21 protein-coding genes and 4 pseudogenes are annotated in these 22349 nt (G+C 67.4%); 11 read left to right on the top strand and 14 right to left on the bottom strand.

Going from position 1 to position 22349, the window contains the following annotated elements; genetic code table 11:
* Positions 1–653: 653 nt before the first annotated feature.
* Complete coding sequence (locus JGS39_RS40930; protein WP_236065756.1) at positions 654–827, top strand: hypothetical protein; 174 nt, start codon at positions 654–656, stop codon at positions 825–827.
* An 8-nt stretch (positions 828–835) separates the two neighbouring features.
* Here the strand turns inward: JGS39_RS40930 and JGS39_RS17090 are convergent, their stop codons facing one another.
* Both JGS39_RS17090 and JGS39_RS17085 read right to left on the bottom strand, forming a co-directional pair.
* Positions 836–1234 carry a hypothetical protein gene (locus tag JGS39_RS17090; protein ID WP_219569990.1) on the bottom strand — a complete coding sequence of 133 codons (399 nt, stop codon included), beginning with the start codon at positions 1232–1234 and terminating at the stop codon, positions 836–838.
* Positions 1231–2079: an IS5 family transposase gene (locus JGS39_RS17085; protein WP_219569989.1), complete on the bottom strand. Its 849-nt coding sequence runs from the start codon at positions 2077–2079 to the stop codon at positions 1231–1233. Before JGS39_RS17085 ends, JGS39_RS17090 begins: the two co-directional genes overlap by 4 nt.
* Positions 2080–2105: 26 nt before the next feature.
* Here JGS39_RS17085 and JGS39_RS17080 point away from each other — a divergent pair, with 26 nt between their 5' ends.
* Together JGS39_RS17080 and JGS39_RS17075 are read left to right on the top strand one after the other, a co-directional pair.
* Complete coding sequence (locus tag JGS39_RS17080; RefSeq protein ID WP_308120480.1) at positions 2106–2753, top strand: S1 RNA-binding domain-containing protein; 648 nt, start codon at positions 2106–2108, stop codon at positions 2751–2753.
* 30 nt (positions 2754–2783) lie between these two features.
* A pseudogene (locus tag JGS39_RS17075) lies at positions 2784–3704 on the top strand (IS5 family transposase).
* 15 nt (positions 3705–3719) lie between these two features.
* Here JGS39_RS17075 and JGS39_RS17070 read toward each other — a convergent pair.
* Together JGS39_RS17070 and JGS39_RS17065 are read right to left on the bottom strand one after the other, a co-directional pair.
* On the bottom strand, positions 3720–4013 hold the full coding sequence (locus JGS39_RS17070; protein ID WP_219569988.1) for a hypothetical protein: 294 nt from the start codon (positions 4011–4013) through the stop codon (positions 3720–3722).
* On the bottom strand, positions 4010–4504 hold the full coding sequence (locus tag JGS39_RS17065) for a hypothetical protein (protein WP_219569987.1): 495 nt from the start codon (positions 4502–4504) through the stop codon (positions 4010–4012). Before JGS39_RS17065 ends, JGS39_RS17070 begins: the two co-directional genes overlap by 4 nt.
* Positions 4505–5045: 541 nt before the next feature.
* Here JGS39_RS17065 and JGS39_RS41460 point away from each other — a divergent pair.
* Positions 5046–5174 (top strand): hypothetical protein, encoded by a 129-nt coding sequence (locus JGS39_RS41460; protein ID WP_264302786.1) that lies wholly within the window; start codon positions 5046–5048, stop codon positions 5172–5174.
* An 88-nt stretch (positions 5175–5262) separates the two neighbouring features.
* Here the strand turns inward: JGS39_RS41460 and JGS39_RS17060 are convergent, their stop codons facing one another.
* The 3 genes from JGS39_RS17060 to JGS39_RS17050 form a co-directional block, all read right to left on the bottom strand.
* Complete coding sequence (locus JGS39_RS17060; protein WP_219569984.1) at positions 5263–5601, bottom strand: thioredoxin domain-containing protein; 339 nt, start codon at positions 5599–5601, stop codon at positions 5263–5265.
* An 883-nt stretch (positions 5602–6484) separates the two neighbouring features.
* Positions 6485–7471 carry a linear amide C-N hydrolase gene (locus JGS39_RS17055; protein ID WP_219569981.1) on the bottom strand — a complete coding sequence of 329 codons (987 nt, stop codon included), beginning with the start codon at positions 7469–7471 and terminating at the stop codon, positions 6485–6487.
* A 1338-nt stretch (positions 7472–8809) separates the two neighbouring features.
* On the bottom strand, positions 8810–9133 hold the full coding sequence (locus JGS39_RS17050; protein WP_219569978.1) for a hypothetical protein: 324 nt from the start codon (positions 9131–9133) through the stop codon (positions 8810–8812).
* Positions 9134–9188: 55 nt separating this feature from the next.
* On the opposite strand from JGS39_RS17050, the pseudogene JGS39_RS17045 reads away from it, so the two are divergent.
* Positions 9189–9438, top strand: a pseudogene (locus JGS39_RS17045) (transposase); the annotation flags it as partial.
* A 347-nt stretch (positions 9439–9785) separates the two neighbouring features.
* Here the strand turns inward: JGS39_RS17045 and JGS39_RS17040 are convergent.
* Together JGS39_RS17040 and JGS39_RS17035 are read right to left on the bottom strand one after the other, a co-directional pair.
* Positions 9786–11945: a cellulose binding domain-containing protein gene (locus JGS39_RS17040; protein ID WP_219569976.1), complete on the bottom strand. Its 2160-nt coding sequence runs from the start codon at positions 11943–11945 to the stop codon at positions 9786–9788.
* A gap of 893 nt (positions 11946–12838) precedes the next feature.
* Positions 12839–13093, bottom strand: coding sequence for a hypothetical protein (locus JGS39_RS17035; RefSeq protein ID WP_219569974.1), 255 nt, complete (start codon positions 13091–13093; stop codon positions 12839–12841).
* A 289-nt stretch (positions 13094–13382) separates the two neighbouring features.
* Between JGS39_RS17035 and JGS39_RS17030 the strand changes: the two genes are divergently transcribed.
* The 4 genes and pseudogenes from JGS39_RS17030 to JGS39_RS41695 all read left to right on the top strand — a co-directional run.
* Positions 13383–14534: a sensor histidine kinase gene (locus JGS39_RS17030; protein ID WP_219569972.1), complete on the top strand. Its 1152-nt coding sequence runs from the start codon at positions 13383–13385 to the stop codon at positions 14532–14534.
* Entirely contained in the window at positions 14531–15187 is a 657-nt protein-coding gene (locus tag JGS39_RS17025; protein WP_219569970.1) for a response regulator, read from the top strand. Before JGS39_RS17030 ends, JGS39_RS17025 begins: the two co-directional genes overlap by 4 nt.
* A 660-nt stretch (positions 15188–15847) precedes the next feature.
* Entirely contained in the window at positions 15848–16372 is a 525-nt protein-coding gene (locus tag JGS39_RS17020) for a peptidoglycan-binding domain-containing protein (RefSeq protein ID WP_219569968.1), read from the top strand.
* Positions 16348–16731: pseudogene (locus JGS39_RS41695) on the top strand (DUF6233 domain-containing protein); the annotation flags it as partial. The gene JGS39_RS17020 and the pseudogene JGS39_RS41695, both read left to right, overlap by 25 nt.
* Before the next feature lie 418 nt (positions 16732–17149).
* Here the strand turns inward: JGS39_RS41695 and JGS39_RS17010 are convergent.
* Both JGS39_RS17010 and JGS39_RS17005 read right to left on the bottom strand, forming a co-directional pair.
* Complete coding sequence (locus tag JGS39_RS17010; protein ID WP_219569966.1) at positions 17150–17308, bottom strand: hypothetical protein; 159 nt, start codon at positions 17306–17308, stop codon at positions 17150–17152.
* Positions 17309–17645: 337 nt separating this feature from the next.
* A complete protein-coding gene (locus JGS39_RS17005; RefSeq protein ID WP_219569964.1) occupies positions 17646–17909 on the bottom strand; it encodes a hypothetical protein in 264 nt (87 codons plus the stop codon).
* A gap of 12 nt (positions 17910–17921) precedes the next feature.
* Here JGS39_RS17005 and JGS39_RS42090 point away from each other — a divergent pair, with 12 nt between their 5' ends.
* Positions 17922–18515, top strand: coding sequence for a GFA family protein (locus JGS39_RS42090; RefSeq protein WP_443742896.1), 594 nt, complete (start codon positions 17922–17924; stop codon positions 18513–18515).
* A 217-nt stretch (positions 18516–18732) separates the two neighbouring features.
* Here JGS39_RS42090 and JGS39_RS16995 read toward each other — a convergent pair whose 3' ends face one another.
* From JGS39_RS16995 to JGS39_RS16985, 3 genes are all read right to left on the bottom strand, one after another.
* Positions 18733–19245, bottom strand: a complete 513-nt coding sequence (locus JGS39_RS16995) for a hypothetical protein (protein WP_219569960.1) — start codon at positions 19243–19245, stop codon at positions 18733–18735.
* A 226-nt stretch (positions 19246–19471) separates the two neighbouring features.
* On the bottom strand, positions 19472–20287 hold the full coding sequence (locus tag JGS39_RS16990) for a class I SAM-dependent methyltransferase (protein WP_219569991.1): 816 nt from the start codon (positions 20285–20287) through the stop codon (positions 19472–19474).
* Positions 20288–20393: 106 nt separating this feature from the next.
* A complete protein-coding gene (locus JGS39_RS16985; protein ID WP_236064691.1) occupies positions 20394–20768 on the bottom strand; it encodes a hypothetical protein in 375 nt (124 codons plus the stop codon).
* 562 nt (positions 20769–21330) lie between these two features.
* On the opposite strand from JGS39_RS16985, the pseudogene JGS39_RS16980 reads away from it, so the two are divergent.
* A pseudogene (locus JGS39_RS16980) lies at positions 21331–22254 on the top strand (IS110 family transposase); the annotation flags it as partial.
* Between the last annotated feature and the right edge of the window lie 95 nt (positions 22255–22349).

Genomic DNA, 22349 nt, shown 5'->3' with positions numbered 1-22349 from the left:
CTCCCGTTTCTGTCCCGGCCGGGACGGGGCGGGCAGGTGGCACAATCCCCAGCCCCCGGGCCGGGACAGAAACGGGAGACCGTCACCAGGACACCAGAGCACAACTCGCGCTCCGGTGACACTGTCACGGACCATTCCGGCAGAAAAGCCGGGATTGCTGAGATCTACTGATACTCAAAGCAACGGTTAGGACTTGTCCGGCCGATCATGGTTCCGGCTCCTGAGACCTGGCGGTGCCGCAGTTCGTCGCGGGCATGGGCGGCCCACGATGTCGTGTGCCAGGGTGGCGGTATGGATTGGCGGTCTGAGAGGGCGGTTTGAGAGTTTTGACCGCGACTTGCCCTGAAGGGCACTCCGCAGGGGTTGCTTCAAGATGCTGTCCGTTGCTGTTCGCTGGGGCAACGGGCGATAATCGGCCTGTGGACTGGTTGGAGCGAGCTCGAGCTGCGGAGCAACTTCAGGATTGGGACGCAGCGATCGCGCTGGTAAGCGCCCATGCCGAGTGCTTCTCCGATGATCCGGACAGGCACGACAATCATCTGTGGCACATGGATCTGTTGGTCCGAGCGGAACGGATTCCAGAACTTACGGAGCTCGCCCTCAGGGATCGCCACGCACTTCGGAGACTCAACAGGTCGCTTCGGGAGCGAGGTATGGAGTCCGCGCTGCGCGAGCGCGCCGAAGACGGTGACCGTGACGCCCTGTACGTCCTTGTCCGGCTGATGTGCGAGACGGAGCGGATGCATGAAGCCCTGAAGGTGATCCAAGACATCGACCCGGAGAACAAGTACGCACACCAGATTGTGGCCAGTGATTGCTGGCCGTAGGTGTCCGGCTATGGCCTTCTCGCGAAGATGCCGGTGTCGACCTCGGTGAGGATGTCGAGCTTGACCAGGCGTTTCAGCTTGGCGCGGGTGCCTTCGACGTTCTTCGGCAGCAGCTCGTGGCCGAGGGCTTGGCAGACGTCCCTCGCCCGTTGTGGTCCGGTCGCGTGGTTGAAGGCGTCGAGGATACGGGGGTAGTCCGGGTGCTCGGGCAGGTCCGGTGGGGCAGCGGGAAGCCGGTCGGCGAGGCTGGTGACGGTGGTGCGGGTGATCGCGAGATGCTCCAGATGGGTCTCGGCCTCCCGCAGCCGGTTCTGCAGGCCGTCGATCTGTTCACGGAGGTCGCCGGCCAGAACCCGGGCAGCTTGCTCCTGCAGTTCCAGGGTTTCGAGCAAGGGCTGGATGTTCATGCTGCGACCGCCTGTGCCTCGCGCCAGGTGGGGGTGTTCGTGCCGGTGAGCCGGCGGGTCATGACGTGGGTCATGGCCCAGTAGACGCGTGAAACGGAGGAGGAGGGGTGGTGCTCGTAGTCGCGGACCAGGCGCCGGTGCAGTATCAGGGTTCCGTAGGTCTGCTCGACCCTCCAGCGCTTCGGCTGCGGCACGAATCCCTTGATCTGCGGGTCGCGGGCGACGATCTCGACGTCGATGCCCAGGCCGGCGCCGTGCGCGACGACCTGATTCTTGAAGCCCTGGTCGACGAGAGCTTTGCGGACTGTTCCGCCGGTCTGTTCGGCGACCTGGTCCAGTAGGGCGATGCCCGCCGCGTTGTCGTGGGTGTTCGCGGCCAGGACGACGACCGCGATGACCAGTCCGAGGACATCCACCGCCAATCCCCGCTTGCGGCCGGGCACCCGCTTGGCCGGGTCATGGCCGCTCGTGTCGGCGGGGACCCCGGCGGCCACATGGACACTCTGCGTGTCCAGAACCACCAGGGCCGGGTCCTCTAATCGCCGGGCGCGTTCGCGGACCTGGCACCGCAGGAGTTCGTGGATGACATGGTCGGTCCCGTCGTCCCGCCATGCGGCGAAGTAGTAGTAGGTCGCGCTCTTCTGCGGCAGGTCATGCGGTAGGTAGGCCCACTGGCAGCCGGTTCGTCCCTGGTACACGATCGCGTTCACGATCTCTCGCATGTCGTAGGCACCCTGATGCCCGCTGACCGACCGATGCCGGCCCTTCCACGCGGTGATCACCGGCTCGATCAACGACCACTGCTCGTCCGATAAGTCACTCGGATACGGCTTGCGTTCACTCATCTGGTCACATCACCAGATCAACGACCGTGGGTCGGCAGGTTCCGCCCCACCACCACACCATCAGGCGACAGCAAAACCCCTCAAAGACTAACGAACCGCCCACTGAGAGCCCGAAACTCTGGGCGTTCCTGGAGTCCCTGCACTGCGGCGATACCCTGTCCGGCACCGTCGCGGCGATCGAGCGGTTCGGGGTTTTCGTGGCCCTGGACGACGGGCCTGCCCATCCGCTCTTCCCTGGTGTCGGGTTCATCGTCTTCCCCGAACTGTCCTGGCGGCGCTTCGATGATCCCACCGATGTTGTTCAGGTAGGACAGCGTGTCTCGTGCGAGTTCATTGGGGCCGACACCCACAACGCTGAGGCCAGACTGTCTTTGAAGTCACTGGAGCCCGACCCGCTCCAGGCTTTCGCCGACCGCACAGTGGTGGGTCAGGAATTCCGCGGGACGGTTGAGAAGGTGGTTCCCATCGGCGTCTTCGTCGACCTCGGAGATGGGATCGTCGGGTTGGTTCCCTTCAGAGAGATCGACGGCCGCCCTGCGGCGAGTCCGGCAGAAGACTTCGAGGTCGGAGAGCAGATCACCGTCGTCGTCGCGGAAATCGAGCTGCCAACCCGCCGGGTGTTTCTCTCCAGGCCAGGGAATAGCCAGTACGCAGGTGTCGTACGGCCCACGTGACGGCCGCCCTGCCCGAATCGTTGAGTGAGCATGGGGCGGGGCGATCTCACGGATGCCGAGTGGGCACGGCTGCGGCCGTTTTGGGGCGTTGTGGCAGGTGGCGGGATCACCGGCAGGTGATCGACGGGATTCTGCACCGGGTGCGGAACGGGGTGCAGTGGCGTGATCTGCCCGAGAGGTTCGGGCCGTGGAAGACCGTCTATGAACGCCACCGTCTGTGGTCGGCCGACTGGACTTGGGAGCGTCTGCTCCAGCAGGTCCAGGCCGAGGCCGACGCGGTCGGGGAGATCGGCTGGGACATCTCTGTCGACTCCACCGTCGTGCGTGCGCATCAGCATGCGGCCAACGCCCGCACCGGCCCACCGCCGGCCCCCGCTTCAAAGGGGGGCCCCGCGAAGGCAGAACACCAGGACGAGACGCCATGGCAGAGCCTTCACGGCCGCCTGGTGGAGGTGGTGCTGTCGACGAGGGCGGGGCCGCTCGCGGGGCGGCTTCACCAGCAAAATACACCTGAGCGCGGACGGCCGCTGCCGTCCGTTGTCCCTGGCCATCACGCCAGGGCAGCGGGCGGACTGCACCCAGTTCAAATCGGTTCTGGAGAAGATCCGGGTCCCCCGTCTTGGGGCGGGCAGGCCCCACAAAAAGCCGGACAGCCTTGCTGCGGATAAGGCTTACAGCAACGGCCTCGTCCACGACTACCTGCGGCGCCGCGGCGTCAGGCACACTATCCCGGAGAAGACTGACAGCCAGGCCGCCCGCCTGCGCAAAGGCTCAGGAGGCGGGCGGCCGCCCGCGTTCAACCAAGACCGTTACAAGAAACGCAACACCGTCGAGCGGGCCATCAACAAGCTCAAGCACGCCAGAGCCGTCGCCACTCGATACGACAAGCGCGGCTATGTCTTCCTCGGCACCGTCACCGCAGCAGCCCTCGTCATCTGGCTCCGCACGTGATCGCCCGGACAAGTCCTAGTTGGTGCAGCCGGTGACCGGGGTGGGACGGGCACATCGGTCGGGCTGGTTGCCGGTCACCGAGCCGGGGACGACCGTTGCGCTCGCCCCTTCCTGGTTGTAGATCCCGCCGCCCTGATAGGTGTGGTCAGGCTCTGCGGCCCGGGGGTACTTGGGCCGCTGTGTGGTGCGCACGATCTTGTTGCCGGTGATCGTGGCCTGGTCTTCGACCGTGAGCGTCCCCCTGTTCAGCACTACGGCCCCGATGCCGTCCTCGTGGTGACTGAGTGCCGGCGTGGACGGTTCGCTCATGAGTTCCCCCGGTCTTCTGGTTGGCGATCTTCTCGCCGCCACCTGCAGCGACGTCGACCATCCGGGTCAGCACGGCAAAGTTGGTGATCTTGGCCCGGTCGCGCAGGTGTACGGTGCCGCCACGCTCGAGTCCGCCTCCACCGCCGTGCGCCGTGGGGTGGGCCACCGCCGCGCAGTTCCGTGTCATCGATCAGGTCGGCCGTTCCTTCGTCCTTGACTCTCATCGTGGCCATCGACTGGGTGCAGTGCAGTTTGACGTTCTTGAGCGTGAAGTGGGAGTAGGCCGGCACCAGCACACACAACGACGGCCCGGTCAGCATCACGTCCTGCAGCGTGATCCGTGAGCCACTGGTCGAGGAGGTCAGCACCGGATACAGGTCCGTATGGCCTGCCGGCACCGCACCTTGCCCGATGATCGTCCGCCCGTCGGGCACCGAGAACTGCTTCTTCTTGTCCGGGTAGGTGTAGCGGCATCCCTCGGTCAGACGCACTGTGACGGGCTACCCGATCGGGGCTGATTTCATCAACGCCCGGTGCAGTGCTTGCGTCCGGTTCTTCCAACAGCCGGCTGTGTCGGTCTTGCCCGATTCATCAGCTGCCTGGGCCGGTAGCACCGCTGCCGCCAGTACCACGGCCCCAACTCCGGCCGCAGCCACAACCCGACGCATGCCAAACCTCACTTCGTTACGGAGGAGCGCTACCGCCCTCCTGCCACCGGGACCCCGGCTTCACCGCTGATAAAGATCAACAAAGTGACGGTCACTGGAGCGGCAGCTCCGGTTGCGGGATGGGCAGATTCACGATTGGCCTTGACCAGGACAGGGTCTTCGGCGCCCCCTACGCGCGGTTCGACGACGACATCCCCATCGTCGGGACGAACGCCGACCCGGCGGGAGTTGTCGACTCCATTCATCCCGAGCCGACCGGTGGGGACGGCTTTCTCGGCGGCAGCAGCCGGTCGGCCGTACCGTCCAGCCGCGCAACAGTTCGGGCCTGTCGGTCGACGACGATGCCCGGGACCGCCGAGTCGCGATGAATCTCAGGCAGGCGCAGACCGTGTACGTCAAGGACGCGGGCGGCAACTACAAGGCCAGGGAGCGCTCCTTCAACGACACGATCAGTTCCGTCGAGTGGCGTCAATCCAAGTCCAAGTCCAAGTGACACACCGTCGGTAGTGCCCCGTGGCTGGGGGCGCTGTTGGCATAGACGAGACGAGACGGGCGTCGCGGTCACGTTTCGCAGCGGCTGCTCAGAGGTGGCTGTCCAGGAATTTCCGCATCTCGGTGATGGCCATAGGCCCCGTGCCGTGCGCCACCGCCTTTCCCTCCTTCAGTAGGACGTAGGACGGGGCTCCGGTGATTTCGTACTGCTTGGTTGCGGCCGGACAACGCGTGATGTCGGCGCGGACGGCCGTCAGGCGGCCCGTGTAGTCGTCGGCGATGTCACCCACGACGAGGTCCATCACCCGGCAGGGCTCGATTGCCTTGGGCCATGTCCCGGTGAAGTATGCGAGGACCGGAACTCTGCTCATCCCGAGGATGAAATTGAACTCGGCATCTTCACGGGGTCGGTGAACCCGCTTCGCCATGAAATTCTCCTGACCTCACGTTTCGTCATTTCATCCCCATCATCCCTTGCGCGGTGTGCCATGCCGGCCCCGTCCATCGGGATGGGGCCGACCCGGCAGTCGAACCGGGAACTGCCCGTCGACGCGAACTGCCTGGCGGGCATCACCGGGGACATGAACCGCGCCGGACTGCGCCCTTTTTGGCTGGACGCTCTCCGGGCGCTGGCCGAAGGCCTGCCAAGCCGCGGCAGTAGGCCCGGGGCCGGATGCCTGAGGTGCGATGGTGCGTGGCGGGGCACCGTACGGACTTCTGTTGCGGCTCGGGTTCGTCTTCGTCACCGGGTGCCGGGCCCTCGACGGTGCCCGCGGAGGTTCTGGTGATGCTCGCCGAACCCTGTCGGATCTTTGTGCGGGCGGATCGGTGGGCGGCCTGGCGGTGGGAGCTGGCCTGGCACAGGGCTGTGCCTGCCTTGGCCTGTGACGGCTGCGGAGAGGGTTGCGGAGAGGGTTGCGCCGGATGGGGGGTTGAACGGTTGGTTGGATGGTTGCGCCTGGTGGGGGAGTGGAGGTGTGACCGGAGGCGGGGGCCCGGCATATCGGACAACGGGTGTTGTCCGTGGTCGGTCTCCGTGGGTAAGCCTCCCCGCGATGATGACACCTCTTCCCACGCGATAGCCGTGGGGAAGGGGACCCTTTTGTTAAGTTGAGCCGGCGCCGGGGCCACGGGAATGTTGGCTGTCGGCGGCCTGTTCGCCCTCGTCCTGGCCAAGGTCTTCCTCCACCGGCCGGAACGGGTGAGCCGCGCAAACTGACGTCGGGCCGTGTACGGACAGCCTGCCGATACCAGCGGTGACGCAGCCGCCACCTCTGCCTGCGGTTCTCCGTTGCCAGCAGGAAGCGCGTTCTACCGTGCCGGCAGAAAGTGCATCGGCGGTGCCTCGGTGAAGCGGTCGGTGACGTCTCCGACGAGTCCGCCTTCGAGGCCGGTGTCATTGGCGAGGTCGAGTTTCAGCGCAGGTGCGCCTTCGGAGAGGTCGAGTCCGGACATACGGGCCCAGACGATGTTGGGCCGTGTCGTCGACTCGTAGACGTAGATGCCGTTGCTCAGGTCCGTGAGAGTGCGCCAGATAGTCTGCGAGGCGTAGGGCTTGTCAGGATCGGCAACGCGGAACGGCTGGGCGGCATTGCGCATGACGCTCAGCAGTGAAGCGACTGCCTCGGTCGTGTCGCCGGGCTGGGGAAGCCGCGTGAGGTAGTACGCCGCGCGCGCGAACCGGTCCGAGGGGTCGGTCCCGCCCGGCAGCGGCTCGCTGCCACCCAGACCCTCGATGGTCCGCAGGCGGGCGAGCTGCTCCTCGAACGGAGGCGAGTTGGTGACCACCGTGTAGGCCCGGTCATGGTGCACCTGCGGCGTCCCGTCCAGGTATTCCACGATCGCCGAGTCACCTGACCGGTCGTCCAGCGCCATGTGCAGGGTCACCGACTTACCGCTCGACGGGTCGCTCTGTGTCACCACCTGGAGCTGCGAACTCTCGATCCACTCCACCGCTTCGGCGACGGTGGCGAAGTTGTCGAGGACGTACTGCATCCAGACCGCCACACTCAGCGCCGGACGGCTCTCGTCCCGCTCGCCGTAGTCGGATTCCGGGAGGAAAAGCTGGTGGGCCGCAAGACCGGCTTCGTTGATCCCGTCGACGGTCATCAGATCGTGTGCACCGGCGACCAGACTCCCGTATGCGGAGGTCCAGGTCAGGGTTTTGCCGAGACCGTCATCGCGGGCCATGCCGCGCGGGAACGCCCAGAGGTTGGTTCCCATCTCCTCCATCCAGTCCATGTTGCGCCCGGCAAGAACGGCCCCGCCTGCGTCAGCCCAGAGAGCTCGCGTGCACATACATTCTCGCTTTCCAGCTGTCACAGACCCATTGATTCGTGGGGGACACATGATGTCCTCGTTCGGATCACTATTATGATCGTTTAGTCTGAAATGTGCCTGTCGGTCGAGATCGCCACATCAGGAAGTGAAGGGCGACGGTGGGATCGGTTGAGGCCGCACGTCCAGTGCCCAGCCGTCGCCTGATGCCCGCAGCGAACCGCCTGCACCGCGACCGGATCGCATGCTCCGACTCCGAGGCAAGCAACTGGACTCCAGCATCAGCGAAGTCGGGCTGCACGCCCTGGACCGCGCCCCGGTCGTCATCTCAGCCGGCCCCGGGCGCCGGCGAACCGCCCCGGCGACAGCACCGGCCCGCGGCTGCGCCAGTACGCCGACGATGTCGAACGCTGCGTGAAGGCCGCCGGTCCTCAGGGCGCCGGCTATACCGGGATCGGAACCGCCTGGGGGCGTCACCGGCAGGCCGCCCGCACCAAGTGGAAGGAGGCGGCACCCGACCGTGGCGGCCAGGCAGCCCGCGTGATCCCACTCGCGTTCGCCGACGGAGCGGCCACCACGGCCACTCTCAGCTACGCCCCGGCACCCCCGGCCTCGAAGAGCCGATCCATCCGCTCCGGGTCAGCGTGGCGGCCCTGCTCCGCTGGTTGCTGACCCATGCCCCCCGGAAGAACTAGAGCCCCGATCGTCCTCGCAGATCACGGTCCCTGGGTTGCAGGCGCAGAACGGGAGACAGGGACGGTGACGGACCGAGGATGGAGCGTCCCGGTTGGACCCGCCGATTGTGAGTGCTGCGTGGGCGTCTTTGGGTACGCAACGGAGCAAAGTGCTGAGGTGCATGCCATGACTGTGCGTGCACCCACTGCGCGAGTGCTGTCGGCCCGCACGGGAACGCCTGCTGCGCCTTGCCCGGGCCTTCTGTCGCAAGGCCGCCGCCCGCACGGGCAGGAGGCGGCGACCGGGCGGGCTTGACGCCCAGCACGGTCAGCCGCTCCTGCTGCCAGGAGCAGGAGCAGGAGCAGGAGCAGGAGCAGGAGCAGGAGCCGGAGCCGTGCCCAGGTGCCCGGCCGCTTCTGCTGCTCCAGTCACAGTCCGATGCCGTTGCCGGCCGTGAGGACGCCGGGTGTGATGGCCGGGCAGTTGGCCATCGGCATCGGCCAGGTCGGCCAGGTCGGCTAGGACGCGGTGGGGGCGCTGCCAGTCCAGCGATCAGGGGCAGTACCAGTCCGGGGCGATAGCGGTGAGATGTGCCGCGCGCTCCGCCGCCCACTCCGGGTCCTGCGCTGCCCACTCCAACCCGAGGCCGACGAGGGGCCTTGACCCCGGACCCTGCTGATGCCTCTACACCACTGCGCCTCCGAGGATCCTCGGCGAGTACCTCTCGTATGTGCGGTGCAGAACCATCCTCACGGGACCCGAGTCCAACACTCCACTGACAACGCACCCCCGTTTGATTCCCGTCTTGGTCACCTGCTTCTCGTACAGGGAGTCGGTCTCCCTCTTCGCCCGGTGGAGCCACGAGGACGCCTTGGCATGGTCGATTCTGGCGCCGTCGAGACCCGTGCAGGAAGCCAGGAACTCGAAATCGCCTGGTTCCTTCGTACCCGCGGCGCACAGCAGGGAGGACATGTTCTTGCGATCGGCGTAGCCGGCCGACACGGTCACCCCGTTCTTCCCGCGCCCCTGAACGTCCTCATTTTCCCGTCGGGCATCTCCTGCCCTCACGATCGCCGACGGCGGATACCTGGGCACGGGAATGGTCATCCCCACCGCCGACAGCGCGGTCAGATTGAACTGCCGGAGTGGAAAGAGGAACTCCATCGGTCCCACAAGCAGATCCGCGCCCGGATCGAGCACGTCTCGCCCGCATGAAGACCTGCAAGATCCTCCGCGACTGCCGCCTCGAGGGCGACGGCGTCCACCACGCCATGCTTGGCATCGTTCGGATGCACGAACTCGCCCTCGCCGGATCGGGATGGTGGGTCGCACGGCGGCCCACCATCCCTGAGACAACCAGAAGATCATTTACGGGACAGTCCTCAGCCCATCCGCACGGGGCCGGCGGCGCACTCGTCGTCGGCCATCGGCCCGAGGCCGGACGGCGGCCCGGTCCCGGCCTCGGACACCGGCATCTGGAGCACGTACGGTCGCGCGACCCCGGCGGTCCGGTTCACAGGAAGGTGCCCCCGTCGAGAACGAAGTTCCGGCTCGACGCCCGCCTCCTCCGGGGTGCGGGTGACGATCCTCCGGCGCGCCAGCGCCCGCGTCCGTGTCCGCGTCCATGTCCGTGTCCGCGTTCGTGGCCGCGGGCGGTGGGTCAGGAGGTGCGGCAGACGGTGCCGTTGAGGGTGAAGGTCGTCGGGGTGGGGTTGGCGCCGTCGTTGGCTCCGACGATGCCGAAGGTGGCGGTGGAGCCGCCGCGTGGGGCCAGCTCGGCGTTGGCGCCGTTGTCGGTCACGTGGACGCGTGTGCCCGAGTTGGTGACGTTCGCGTTCCAGGAGCTCTGCACGGACTGGCCGGTGGACGGCCAGGTGAAGTCCAGGGTCCAGCCGTTGACCGAGGCGTCACCGACATTGGAGACGGTGAGGGTGGCGACGAATCCGTTGCCCCAGCCGCTGTCGACCCGGTAGTTGACCAGGCAGCTGCTGTCGCGCGGAGCCGTGGTGGCGAAGGTCAGCGGATCGGAGGGGCGCGAGAGGCGGCCGTCGGCGTCCCGGGCGAGGACGTTGACCGTGTGCTCGGAGCCGGGCGGCAGGTTGTGCAGCGTTGCCGAGGTGGAGGTCGAGGTGGCGAGCAGCTGGGCGTTGGCGCCCAGCTGTTCGTACACCTCGTATCGCACCGCCTTGCCGTTCGTGGGGGCCGTCCAGCTCACCGTGGCGGCCGAACTGTCCACGGCGGTGGTCTTCGGTGCGCCGGGCGCGCCGACCGAGGCCGCGGCGGCGTGCGGGGCGACGGTGATCGTGGTGATCGAGTACGGCGGCAGTACCTGGTGGCCCCCGCTGGTGGGGGCCACCCGGGTGACATCGGTGTCGCCGCGGCCGTAACGGTGCACCACCGGTGCCTGGGCAGTGGGCGTGTATCCGGCGTAACTGATGTCCGCGGTGGCGGAGTTCAGCGGGTCCTTGTTGATCAGCATCACGCTCAGCGTGCCGTCGGCCCGGTGCACGGCGTGGGCGGAGACCTGGTCGCTGTCGGTGGAGGAGGCCACCATCGTGTCACCGGGACGGCCCAGCTTGGTCAGAGACTTGATGCCGTAGTACGGGTGGAACGGCGTGTTCACGGCCGGCTGGCAGACCTCGCCGACGCAGCCGCCGCTGGAGAGCAGGCCGAAGTCGTTGAAGTCGGTGTCGCCGTCCACCGTCTCCACCTCGGTGGGTCCGTTGTGGACGTTCCACCAGTCGACGTTGAAGACGCCGCTCTCCAGCGCCGTCATGTAGGTGTCCGCGGCGAACAGGCCGTTGGGGCGGCTGTTCATCTGGACGTTGGAGTTGACCTCGGTGAGCGCGATGCCGATCTTCGACGAGCGTTCTCCGGCGTACCGGTCGATCTGCCGGCGGACCTCGCGGAGTTGCCCGGGCAGCCGGGCGGTCCGGCCCAGGGCCTCGTCGGCGGTGGCGCCGCCCGGGTAGGAGTGCACGATGGCGAAGTCGATCGTCCCGGCGGCCGCGGACAGCACGGTGTGGTTCCAGTCGGCCGAGTCACCCGGTCCGGCGATGCCGTCCGGCCAGTCGCCCGGAGTGGTCAGCACGGCGCCGATCTTGATCGTCGGGTCGACCGCCTTCATCGCCCCGGCGTAGGCGAGGACGTTGCGGGCGTACTCGCGCGGGCTCTTGTCCGGGTGGTCGTCGGCCTCCCAGCCGCCGCCGTAGTGGCCGTTGCCGTAGATCTCGTTGCCGATCTCCCAGTACTTCGCCCCGTAGCCGCGGGTGACGTTGGCATACCGGACCCAGTCGGCGGCCTCCTGCGGGGTGCCGGTGCCGTAGTTGGCGATGATCATCGGCTGGGAGCCGGAGGCGCGGACGCTGCCCATGAACTCGTCGAAGGTGGTGCCGGGAGCCACGTAACCGCCAGGGGCGGTGTGGTCCTTCCAGTGGTAGATGTCGCCGTAGGAGCCGCCGGGGTAGCGCATCACGCCGACGCCCGCCTCGCCCAGCAGGCCGGTCACCTCGGGGTCGTTCATGTGCGAGTCCCAGAGCGCGTGGTTGACGCCGAACGCCGCCTTGTCGATGGTCCCCAGCCCCACCCCCGCGTTGACGGATACCTCGACGGTCGGCGCCTCGTCGGCGGCCGTCGCCGCTGCGGCCGGGACCGCGGTGACCCGGCCGGTCGCGGCGGGTGCCGGGGGAGCGGCGGCGAGGGCGGCGACCGTGGCCAGGGCGCAGACGAGCGCTGCGGCGGGGCGTCTGCCCGCGGTTCGTCCGGCCCCGCGGGGCGGTCGGTCTAACCGGCCGGTGGCGGGGAGGTGTGCGAGCGGCATGACGTGTCCTCCTCGGGCGAGCGCCGCGTCGGTCGGCAGGGCGCCCGGTGTGAGTGGTCGATGGGTGCCCTCGGGTGCGGTACACCTGTGGGAGCGCTCCCACGATGATGCAGGGGAGGCGTGACCGCGTCAATGGTGCAGACGAGGGAGCTCAGATCTCCCGTCACCCGTGCCGCCGTGCGGCTAGCCGTGCGGCCTCCACGTGCCACCAGGCGGGCGTCGGCGGGCCGGTGACGAGAGCGGCCGGCTGGTCCGGGTGAAGGCCCAGTCGGCGCAGGCGTCGGGGTGGACGCGGATCGCGGCGGACAAGGTCTATATACCTCCCACGGAAGCCGCCGCGACCTGCGACGACGCGGCATTGCGCACACGATTCCCGAAGGTCTCGACCAGCAGAGACACCTCAAGAACCGAGAGTCCCGAGAGTCCCGAGGCGGGTGGCCTACCAGCTTCGACAGCGAGCGCTACAAGAAGCGCCTCCGCAAGGTCGTGGCCAGAGCGAATGTCGCCTGAACCCGACCTCGTTGGCGGTCTCTACTGCCGGTCAGGCCACAGTTCGTCCGGCACCACGGTTGCCTGGGTCTGAGCGGCCAGCCATGTCTTAACCTCGTGCCAGGTGGCCTGTTCCTCCGCCGCGGTGCCCCACCACCACGTGAACGGCGAGTCGTCGGACGTCAACTCCTCCCGCCACCAATCGACGCTTTCGGTCAGATGGTGTGGCGGGCGACCGTGCCCCTCTCCGCCTCCCAGCGGGCGAGCCACGGGGCGACTGAGGAACTCGCGGTCACACAGCTCTCGAAGACCTCGCACGCCGGGGTCGGTGGCGACTCCATCCGTAGGGCCTGTGTCCACCATGCCTCCAGGAAACCGGCCACCGCCCCAGCCTGGTCGCGGGGCTACCGCGACCAGCCCGCCGCGGCCAGTCCACGAGCCATGAGTGCGGACTCGACCGCGCCCTCGCCGAGCACCACGACGGGCTGTGGCAGGACCCGACGGATGATCGCGGGCTGGTTGTCCCAGTGGAAGGGATCTTTCTGCGCGACCCGGCCGACAAGGTCCGTCGGGAGACGGACGTCAGGAGTCCGCAGCAGCTCGACCTCGACCTCATCGAAGCACCGGCCGCACACGGTCTCGTCCGCTTGGGCCGTCATGCCGCCGAAGGTCGTCGCGACCCTCGCCACCGCAGCGGCAAGGACATCGCCATCTGGAGAAGTCACCGTGCACCCCATCAAAACTCCAGCAGGCTGCCCCAGCCGAAGAGAGCGACGCGACCAGGCGAAAACCCACCCATCAGAACAGGGCGAAACATTGCCTGATACGGCACTAGCCGCGACCAGTACCGTCGCTTCGTAGCGGTGGGAAGCGGTTCAGCTTCTGCAACTTCCGTGGTACTGCCAAAGTTTGATGTTCGGTGTCGGCTGTGGGCCGTACGCTGCTGCGATGCGGAGCCGTCCTCTCGTCGTAGATGCCCTGATCGCGGCGGCGCTGACGGCGGTGGCCCTTCTGCTGGGGCCCGATGCCGCGCGCCAGGGGCAGGATCAGCTCGATGCGACGGCCTACGTGCTGGTGGTCCTGGTCCATCTGCCGCTCGTGCTCCGCGGTCGGTGCCCCACGGTGGTCTGTTGTGTCGTGCACGCGACATGGTTGACCTACATCGTGGCCGGGTACTGGCCGGTGGTATGCAGTTTCGGGCCCATGCTCGCCGTCTACACCGTCGCTTCGCTCAGAGGGCCGCGCATCGCCGTCCCGTGTGCCGCGCTGATGGGAGGAACGTGGCTGCTGGCCGGTGCCGGCAATCCCACGGACTCCTGGCCGTCCGTGGTCGGGCAAGCGGTGGTCTATCCGGCGGTGCTGTGGCGGTTCGGCGTCCTGGCCCGGCGCTCGGCCGAACTGGCCAGGCAATTGCATCTGGAACAAGCCGCGCGTGCCCGCCGTGAGGTGACCGAGGAACGGGAGCGCATCGCCCGCGAACTGCACGACGTGGTCGCCCATCACCTGTCAGTGATCTCCGTACAGACCGGTCTGGCCCGGTTCGTCTTCGACAGCGACCGCCACACCGCCAGGAGCGCGCTCGACATCATCGAAGCCACCGGCAGAGAAGCCCTCGACGAACTGCGCCGCACGCTCAGCGTGCTCCGCACCGACGACGACGGAGCGCCGTCGGGCCCGATGCCCGGGCTGGCCGGCCTTGCGGAGATGGCCGACCGCGTTCGGGCCGGAGGTCTCCCGGTCACTCTGACCATCGAGGGCACGCCGCGCCCGCTCGCCCCTGGCGTGGATCTGTGCGCTTTCCGAGTCGTGCAGGAAGCCTTGACCAACGTCCTGAAACACGCGGCCGCCGAGAGTGCGGAAATACGCCTGCGCTACGAACCGCACCAGGTGACCGTTTCGGTCACCGACGACGGTCAGGGGGTGATTCTGGACAGAGAACGAGCCGTGCGCGGGCATGGCTTGCTTGGCATGCGGGAGCGCGCCAAGCTCTACGGCGGGCAGATCGCCATCGGCCCCCAGGACCGAGGTGGCTTCGCCGTGCGGCTGACCTTGCCGACTTCCACGACAGCCGCACGACAGGAAGACGACGCCACCACATGATCAGAGTGCTCGTCGTGGACGACCAGTTCCTCATTCGAGCCGGCCTGGTGGGACTGCTGCGCGCCGCTCCCGGCATCGAGGTCGTGGGAGAGGCCGGCGACGGCGCCGAAGGTGTCGTCCTGGCCGCCAGGACCAGACCGGAAGTCATCCTGATGGATGTCCGAATGCCTGGAATGAACGGAATCGAGGCAACCGAACGCATCCTCGCCCAGTCCGCCGATCCGCCGCCCAGGATCCTGGTCCTGACCACCTTCGACCTCGACCAGTACGTATATGGGGCACTACGCGCCGGAGCCTGCGGGTTTCTGCTCAAGGACTCCGGCCCGGAGCGGCTGCTCGCGGCGGTGACCGCGGTCGCCGGCGGTGATGCCCTCTTCGCGCCCAGCGTCACCCGCCGCTTGGTGGAGGCCTACGCCCGACACGCCGCCACCGGCCATCCCGCCGACCTGGACGTGCTCACCGCCAGGGAGCGGCAAGTGCTGAAACTGGTGGCCCGCGGTCTAGCCAATCCGCAGATCGCCGCCCGCCTCTACATCAGTGAGGCGACCGTCAAGACCCATCTCAATCGCACGATGACCAAACTGGGCCTGGACAGCAGGGCCCAGGCCGTTGTCGTGGCATACGAGACGGGTCTCGTGACAGCCGGCGCATGAAGCGGCGCCGAGGCGGTTCGAGAGTCGAAAAGCCGGCGCGACTCCAATCTTCTGCGCGTCCAGACCGGCCTGTCTCACCACCGTCGACGCTCAGAGGACAACCCCATGCCCTGGCGCAAATCACCACCACGGCTCTCGGGGGGAGAAGGTACGGCAAAGGATGTCCTCCGAAGCACGGAAGCGCTTCACGCCGCGTACCATCCGGCCCCGCCGGACGGCGACGCGTAGACGAAAGTATCGGGCCGTACCTGGGGCAGCAACCGCGGCCGTTCCTGAGCCCGCTGTTGGCGGCGGCTGAAGGCCCCCGCCTTGCACCGGACAGACGCAACTCAGTGCTCGGCTCTTCAACACACAACGACACAAGGCGAAGCGGCCTCGGTAGATGTCGCTGACACCGCGGCGTGGCGAAGATCGTGGCTGGTGAGCGCGCGCGGCATTTCGGGCGCAAGTTCCACCTGACGCCTCTGCGCAGTGCAGAGGCGCGGAGCCCGATCTCTCCCTACCACTCTGGTATGACCCTCCTACCGCGCATGGGGGAGTGAGGACACGTGTGCCACAGGTGCCGTACTCCGGCTTCAACCTGTCAGGGGACGCAGCGGCACTCGGACTCCACCTACGTTGAGTTCGTCCCCAACCACCCAGTCCCGAAGGACGACATCCATGCGCAAGCATCACCTGACCACCCTGATTGCAGGCGCCACCGTCGCACTGCTGCTCAGCCCTCTCGCCGCCTCACCCGCCTCCGCGAGCAACAGCTATAACGGTGCGGCCTACGTCAACGGGGCAGGCGACCCCATCGACGACCTGTACGACGAGGGAGTCCTTTCCACCACCCAGAACACCCGGTCCAACGCCACGTGCATGTGGCAGAAGATCCTCTGGGCCCACCAGCTCCTCGCCTGGAACGACATCGACGGCGTGTTCGGTGAGAAGACCCGCGACGCCACCATCGAGTTCCAGATGGCCCGCAAAATGCCCCCCGACGGCATCGTCGGCAAGATCACCTTCAAGGCCGCCGAGGACGGAGAGGGCGGAATGGACATCAACACCTCAACCAACAAGGGCTATTACATCGGCCCGCTGCGAACCTTCGCTGTCTACCGAGACTCCAACAACAGCTACCACTTCTATGACCGGACCGGAGCCGACCGGGCCGCCGGATACAACTACCTCACCTGCGCCTGAAACGGTCCGGCCGAATAGCGCCCGCGAGAGGCAACCGGAGGCAGGGGCCGGGCAGAAAGCGACGACGGAGGCAGATCACGCCAACGCCTGGGCCCGGCGGGAGTCGTGCCGCGGCCCGGCGGGAGTCGTGCCGCGCCGCTGATCCGGACGAGCCGTCCGTCGGCGGAGCAGTCCAGAACCAGGCCCCGGCGTTACGGCTGCGAGCGGTCTCGAAGCCGGGGGACCGCTCCTCGTCGACGGCCCTGCTGCACCGCGGGGGGTGCGCGATCTCCCCGGGCCGGATCGGGGAGATCTCCCGGGAGGACGCCATGGTGGCCCTGGCCGAGCCGGACAACGATTGCTGCGAGGAATGCCGGCCGCAGACCGGGCTGCAAGGCCGAACTGCCTGCACCCGCGACACTTCCTACGCACTGCTTGCCCGCCCACGGCTGACCATTCCCGCAACTCACACCACGGCCCCGGCCGACCCCGCTGTGGCGGGGAGTGGCTGCGCGAGTGGCTGTGCCCGGTGTCGAAGGTGTGGTGCAACCAGGGTTGGTATTAACCAATTGACCACTATGTTGCCGGTCTGCGGCTCTACCTGTCATGACCGCCTCTGTGCCAGAGCCCCTGCGCAGGTCACGCCGAATCCTGTAGCAACGCCTGCGCTCGGTCTCCACAGTCGCCACATGGCCACCGACGACGAGAATCCGAGCCGGTGCGACATCACTACGATGCTCAAAGACCAGACCGGTGCCTGCAAGGCAGCGCGCGACGCCATCGCCGTCGGCGGTGAGGTCATGTTCTATGACGAACGCCTTGCACGACTGCCAGCAGGTCGTCGTCGGTCATGTCCGCTCCGTCCTCGGATCGGAGGAGCGTGGTCCAGCGACCTGCCAGTTCTTCGAGTTCGGCCGAGCTCGCGTTGGCCAGTGCTCGGGGCAGTCGCTTCGGCAAGCGAACACCGTAACGCCATCGTTCAAGGGGTGGTGCCCCACTGTGGCCACGCCCACCCAAGGAGCCGATCGACCGGTGGGGCCTTGGCCGAGGGCTTCTGGAAGTAGATGTCCCACTCGGCGATGGCGCTGTCCGGCTCAATGAAACGGAAGGTCACAGTCTCGAAGACTGCCCCAGGCCCCCGCAGGCGCGCTGCAGCTGCAGCTTCGTCGGCGGGGGCGAGAAGAACACTCTGTCGTTGGCCGTCCGAGCGTGATGACAGCCCGCCACAGCTGCGGTCCGGTTCCCAGGACACGGGGGACTGGTCAGCACCGGGCCATTCACGGCGGCGAGGCGATCAGGGCGCGACGCTCTCCCGCACCCACCGGCCGCCAGGGCGGCTGAAGGCCGGCGCGTATGAGGCCCGCCCGCCCGGTCCATACGTGTTGTGAGGAGTAATCAGGTACGCGCCGGTGGTGATCTCCTCCTCCGGCCAGCCGGTCACCTCGATCAGCTCCCCGTCCAGCGGCCCACCGGTCTGCTCGCAGTAGTGGTGGCCGGGCTGCAGGCTGGCCGCCGGGTCATCATGCTCGCTGCCGTACACCCTCGGTCCCTGTGACATCTGGCCAGTCTGATGGGACGCTGCGCGACCAGGACGACATTGGCGCGACTTCACCGGAAACTGGGCCCGGGGCCATGCTGCCGTCCAAAATGGGCGGCGGCGACGCGGCCTGTTGCTGCCCGCCGTGATGGGCAGGCTGTCAGACTGATGGGCTCAACTTGCCTAATTTGTTGCGGAGGCCACTGGATGAATGCCACCCCCGAGGGAGCCGAAGTGCGCACTGGTGGATGTCTGTGTGGTCGGATCCGCTTCACCGTCACGGGCCCGGCGGTATACCCGCACACATGCCACTGCGTGCATTGTGTGAAGCTCGGTGGGGCCCCGGTGATGTGGTGGGTCGGCTTCGAGCGGGTCACGTGGACGGGCGAGGGCGGTGAGCCGACCTGGTTCGAGACGTTCCCGGGCAAGGCCAAGCGCGGCTTCTGTGCCAACTGCGGCAGCCGAGTCGCGGCGGTCGATTGCGACATTCCGGGTATCGGCATCAACGTCCCGGCTCTCGACGACACCAGCGGTGTGGACCTCGCGCCGGTCAACGCATCCTTCCGCGAGAACGCTGTGCACTGGATGCCCCCGGTGCCCGATACCCAGCACAGCCCCATCGGCTAGCACCCAGTCCACTCGGGTGACCAATACGGTCCCGGCCTCGCAGAGCTTCGCCCGGTTTGGCGTCGCCGACTGCCATACCAGTCCGTGGTGCTGAAACACGACCGGTGAAACGCCGAGGCCGCGTAGTGAGGCCTTGGCGGTATCTGTCAAGCGATTCGGCTGACGAGTTGGGCTCAGCTTCGATGCCTGACATCCACTTGTCCGAAGCTCGGGTCGGTCACCACAGGGAGATGGACCATACGTCCCCTACCTGATGTCCATCCGGATCGGTGGGGCTTGAACCGTATGGATCAGGATCGAGGATGACGTCGATGCGGGCGACAGACTTGGACACGCAGTAGCGGTGCATGTCGCGCGAGGTTTCTTCGAGCGCCACCGAATGTCCCCGGGACAGGATGGCGGCCCGAAGATCCTCGAACGGCAGTCGGGGTGCGAACTTCCCGTACTTCCGCGAAAGCGGAAGCGGCACGGTGCCCGGGGACAGGTCGTACAGCAGCCGTTGGGGCTTGACGCCGAAGCCGAAGCAGGACATCTGCCCCTGGAGCCCATGCTGGTCCGGTGAGAAGTTGATCTCCACGAGTCCGTAGTCCCTCCGTAGGAGGCCGCCACCGGGAACATCGAGGAAATCCGGCCCCACAGCAGCTTCCCAGCCCCCGGGGCCGGTGCCGATTCCAGCTCCAAGTACGTCGCCACTGGTGGCGACGTGGGCGTAGAAGTCTAGAGCTGACACCTGCTGACCTGCCTTGTTCGTTCGAAGGAACCGTCTCGAACGGTAACAACCCACTGCCAATTCCGTGACTCGGCCAACCTTCGGTGGGTGCACTCAAGATTCGGTCCGACGAGACGATGGCCGTTTTGTGGGTCGGCGAGGCGGCATGGCCCACCTGGTGGACACGGTTCTTCGGCCTCTGGTGACTGATGCTGTGGGCTGGCTGTCTGCCGCTGGCTACGATTTCTTACCGGCGGGCCGCCGAGATCAGTCCGCCGGGCTGTTCCGCGCGCTGCGGCGGGGTGCTGACCGGACGGCCGTAGGCGGCAGCGCGCTCGCGCAGGGTGTGGCTGTCGGCCTCCCAGCCGTGCCCGACCAGCCAGCCCACCGGGTCGTCGGGCATCTCCGAGACCCACATGGACGCCGCCGATCCCGGCACGGCCTCCGCGCCGAAGCGCTCGATCACGCCGCGCGATCCCAATGTCAGCCCCATCCGACTGCCTGCCGCCGACTGCGTGCTGACCCGGGCCAGCAGGAGCTCCACCGCGTCCTCGGGCAGATAGATCAGCAGTCCTTCGGCGATCCACGCGGTCGGCGCGGCCGGGTCGTGCCCTGCGGCGGCCAGCGCACCTGGCCAGTCCTCACGCAGATCCACCGCGACGGTGATCCGCTCGCAGCGTGCGACGGCCCGCTCCTGACGCAGCACCGAAGCCTTGAAGTCCAGTGGTTCAGCGGTGTCGACCTCGAACAGCCGGGTGCCCTCGGGCCAGTCCATCCGAAAGGCCCGGCTGTCCATGCCGGCGCCGAGCAGCACGACCTGCCGGACCCCGGACGCGGAGGCCTGCCGCAACAGGTCGTCGAGGAACTTCGTCCTGATGACGATGGAGAACGACACAGCCAGCCGCCGGCGTCGCGCGACCTCGTCATCGGGCAGCGGCAACGAGGAGGGCCACAGGCCGCCGGCGGTGGCGAAGGCCTGTGCCAGTGGGTCGCGGAACAGCGCGTTCTCCCGCTCGGTCTCCAGCGCCCGCACCCTGGCCACCCCCACCGCCGTGGCCCACACTCCCGAAGGTTGCACCTGCTCATGCTCATTAGCCACTGCGCCAGCCTAAAGGCTGTCCCGTAACCACGGCCCATCCCCGCGGGCGGGGCACTCCGCGCTCCCGGGTCTACCCGAAGATGAGCTCGACGTCCTTGTCCACGCAGAACCGCAAGACGGTGATCAACTCCCTGACGTCTTCGATGCGCCGTCGGATGCCAGGGTCGCTGTCGTCAGACTGCCGCTGGTCGAGAATCGCTTCCAGCCGGGGCAGCATGGCCGCGCATTGAGCTGGCGTCAGGTCGGGGCCGTCGTCGTCTGGATGGTTGAGCAGTGGCGCCAGCGCGGTGGAGACACTGCGCCACTGGCGCTCTCCGCCGAACCCGTTCATTTCGCTGAGGGTGAACCCCTCGGCCTGAGCCAACCACTTCCTGAACATACTGAAGCCGGCGTATGACCAGGAGACGTCCGGACTCGCCACGTCGTCGTCGCCCGGGAAGAGCATCAGCCCCACCTTGTCCCCCTTGGGTGTTCGTAGCCCAGGATCGCCGTGAGGAAGAGTGCCGGCAACTGAAATGATCTCCGGATGGCCGGTGTGATCACGGCGTCGGAGCCGTCCTAATTCCTTGGTAACGGGCAGTGGGAGCCGGGGGTTGCCACCAGTCCGTTCGAGCGCCGGGGACCGATGCTCTTCTGTCGTCCCGGTCTTCCACAGTGCAGGTGGTGGCAGCCTCGCGGGCACCGACCGTACGCCTGGAGCCGTCTGGGCACTCGATCCCTTTATCCAGCGCGGCGGCGTTCGGTGTCTTCGAGGTCGCCATCACCGTCAACACTGTCCGCTTGGTCACTCGTTGGTGTTGGTGGCGCGAGCCCGCCGCACGGCGACCTCCTGATAGTCCAGAGCCGTCAGAGCTCCCGAGAAGACCGAGGCCCGTGGGGTGCGCTGGTGCCACGAACGGCTAGTGAGGTGGCGGACCGACCGGATGGTCGAGTCCTGGAATTAGGTCGCTGCGTGGCCCGCATGCGCTCGCAACCAGCGCAAACATTGCATCCCTGGGGAGGAAAGGTTGATCTACTGCGGCATCGACTGGGCGGAGAGGACACACGACGTTGCCTTGGTCGACGACACCGGTCAGCTACTTGCAAAGCGACACATCACCGACGACGCGGCCGGCTACAGGAGCCTGATGGACCTGCTGGCCGAGTACGGCGACACGGAGCAGACCCCGATTCCGGTCGCGATAGAGACCTCCCGCGGTCTGCTGGTCGCGGTGCTGCGGGCAGGCAAGCGAAAGGTGTTCGCGATCAACCCGATGGCTGCCGCCCGCTACCGCGACCGGCACGCGGTGTCCCGCAAGAAGTCCGGCCCTGGCGACGCCCTGGTCCTGGCGAACATCCTGCGCACGGATATGCATGCCCACCGGCCGCTGCGGAACGACAGCGACCTGGCCCGTGCCATCGCCGTACTGGCCCGCGCTCAGCAGGACGCGGTCTGGAACCGGCAGCAGGTCGCCAACCAGCTCCGCTCGCTGCTGCGCGAGTGCTACCCCGCTGCTCTGGATGCCTTCGCCAAGTGGGACAACGGCTTGTGCCGGCCGGAGGCCCGAGAGCTGATGAAGCTCGCGCCGACACCGGCCAAGGCCGCGAGCCTGACTCGCACCCAGATTACGGCGGCTCTCAAGCGTGCGGGCCGCAAGCGCGGCATCGAGTCGGACGTCGAGCGGCTGCGCGAGGCGTTCCGCACCGACTGGGCCCGTCAGCCCGAGCTTGTCGAGGACGCGCTCGGCAAGCAGACGCTCGCCCTCCTCGGACAGCTCACGGCCGCCTGCATCGCTGCCGACGACCTCGCCCAGGCCGTCGAGGAGGCGTTCCCGCAGCACCCGGACTCCGAAATTATCCTCAGCTTCCCCGGCCTCGGTATCCAGCTTGCCGCCCGGGTGCTGGCCGAAATCGGAGACGATCGCACCCGCTTCACAGACGCCCGCGGCCTAGTACTCCAGCCGTAGTTCTCCATTAGCGCTGGTCAGCGGCTTGGGTGTGGGGATTGTAGCGGGGTGGGTTGGGGTGCGGGGCGGTCTTGGCGGAC

This window comes from Streptomyces poriferorum (assembly GCF_019399235.1).
GTDB lineage: Bacteria > Actinomycetota > Actinomycetes > Streptomycetales > Streptomycetaceae > Streptomyces > Streptomyces poriferorum.
Note: the sequence above shows the minus strand (reverse complement) of the source record. Positions and strands in the feature narration are given on the sequence as shown.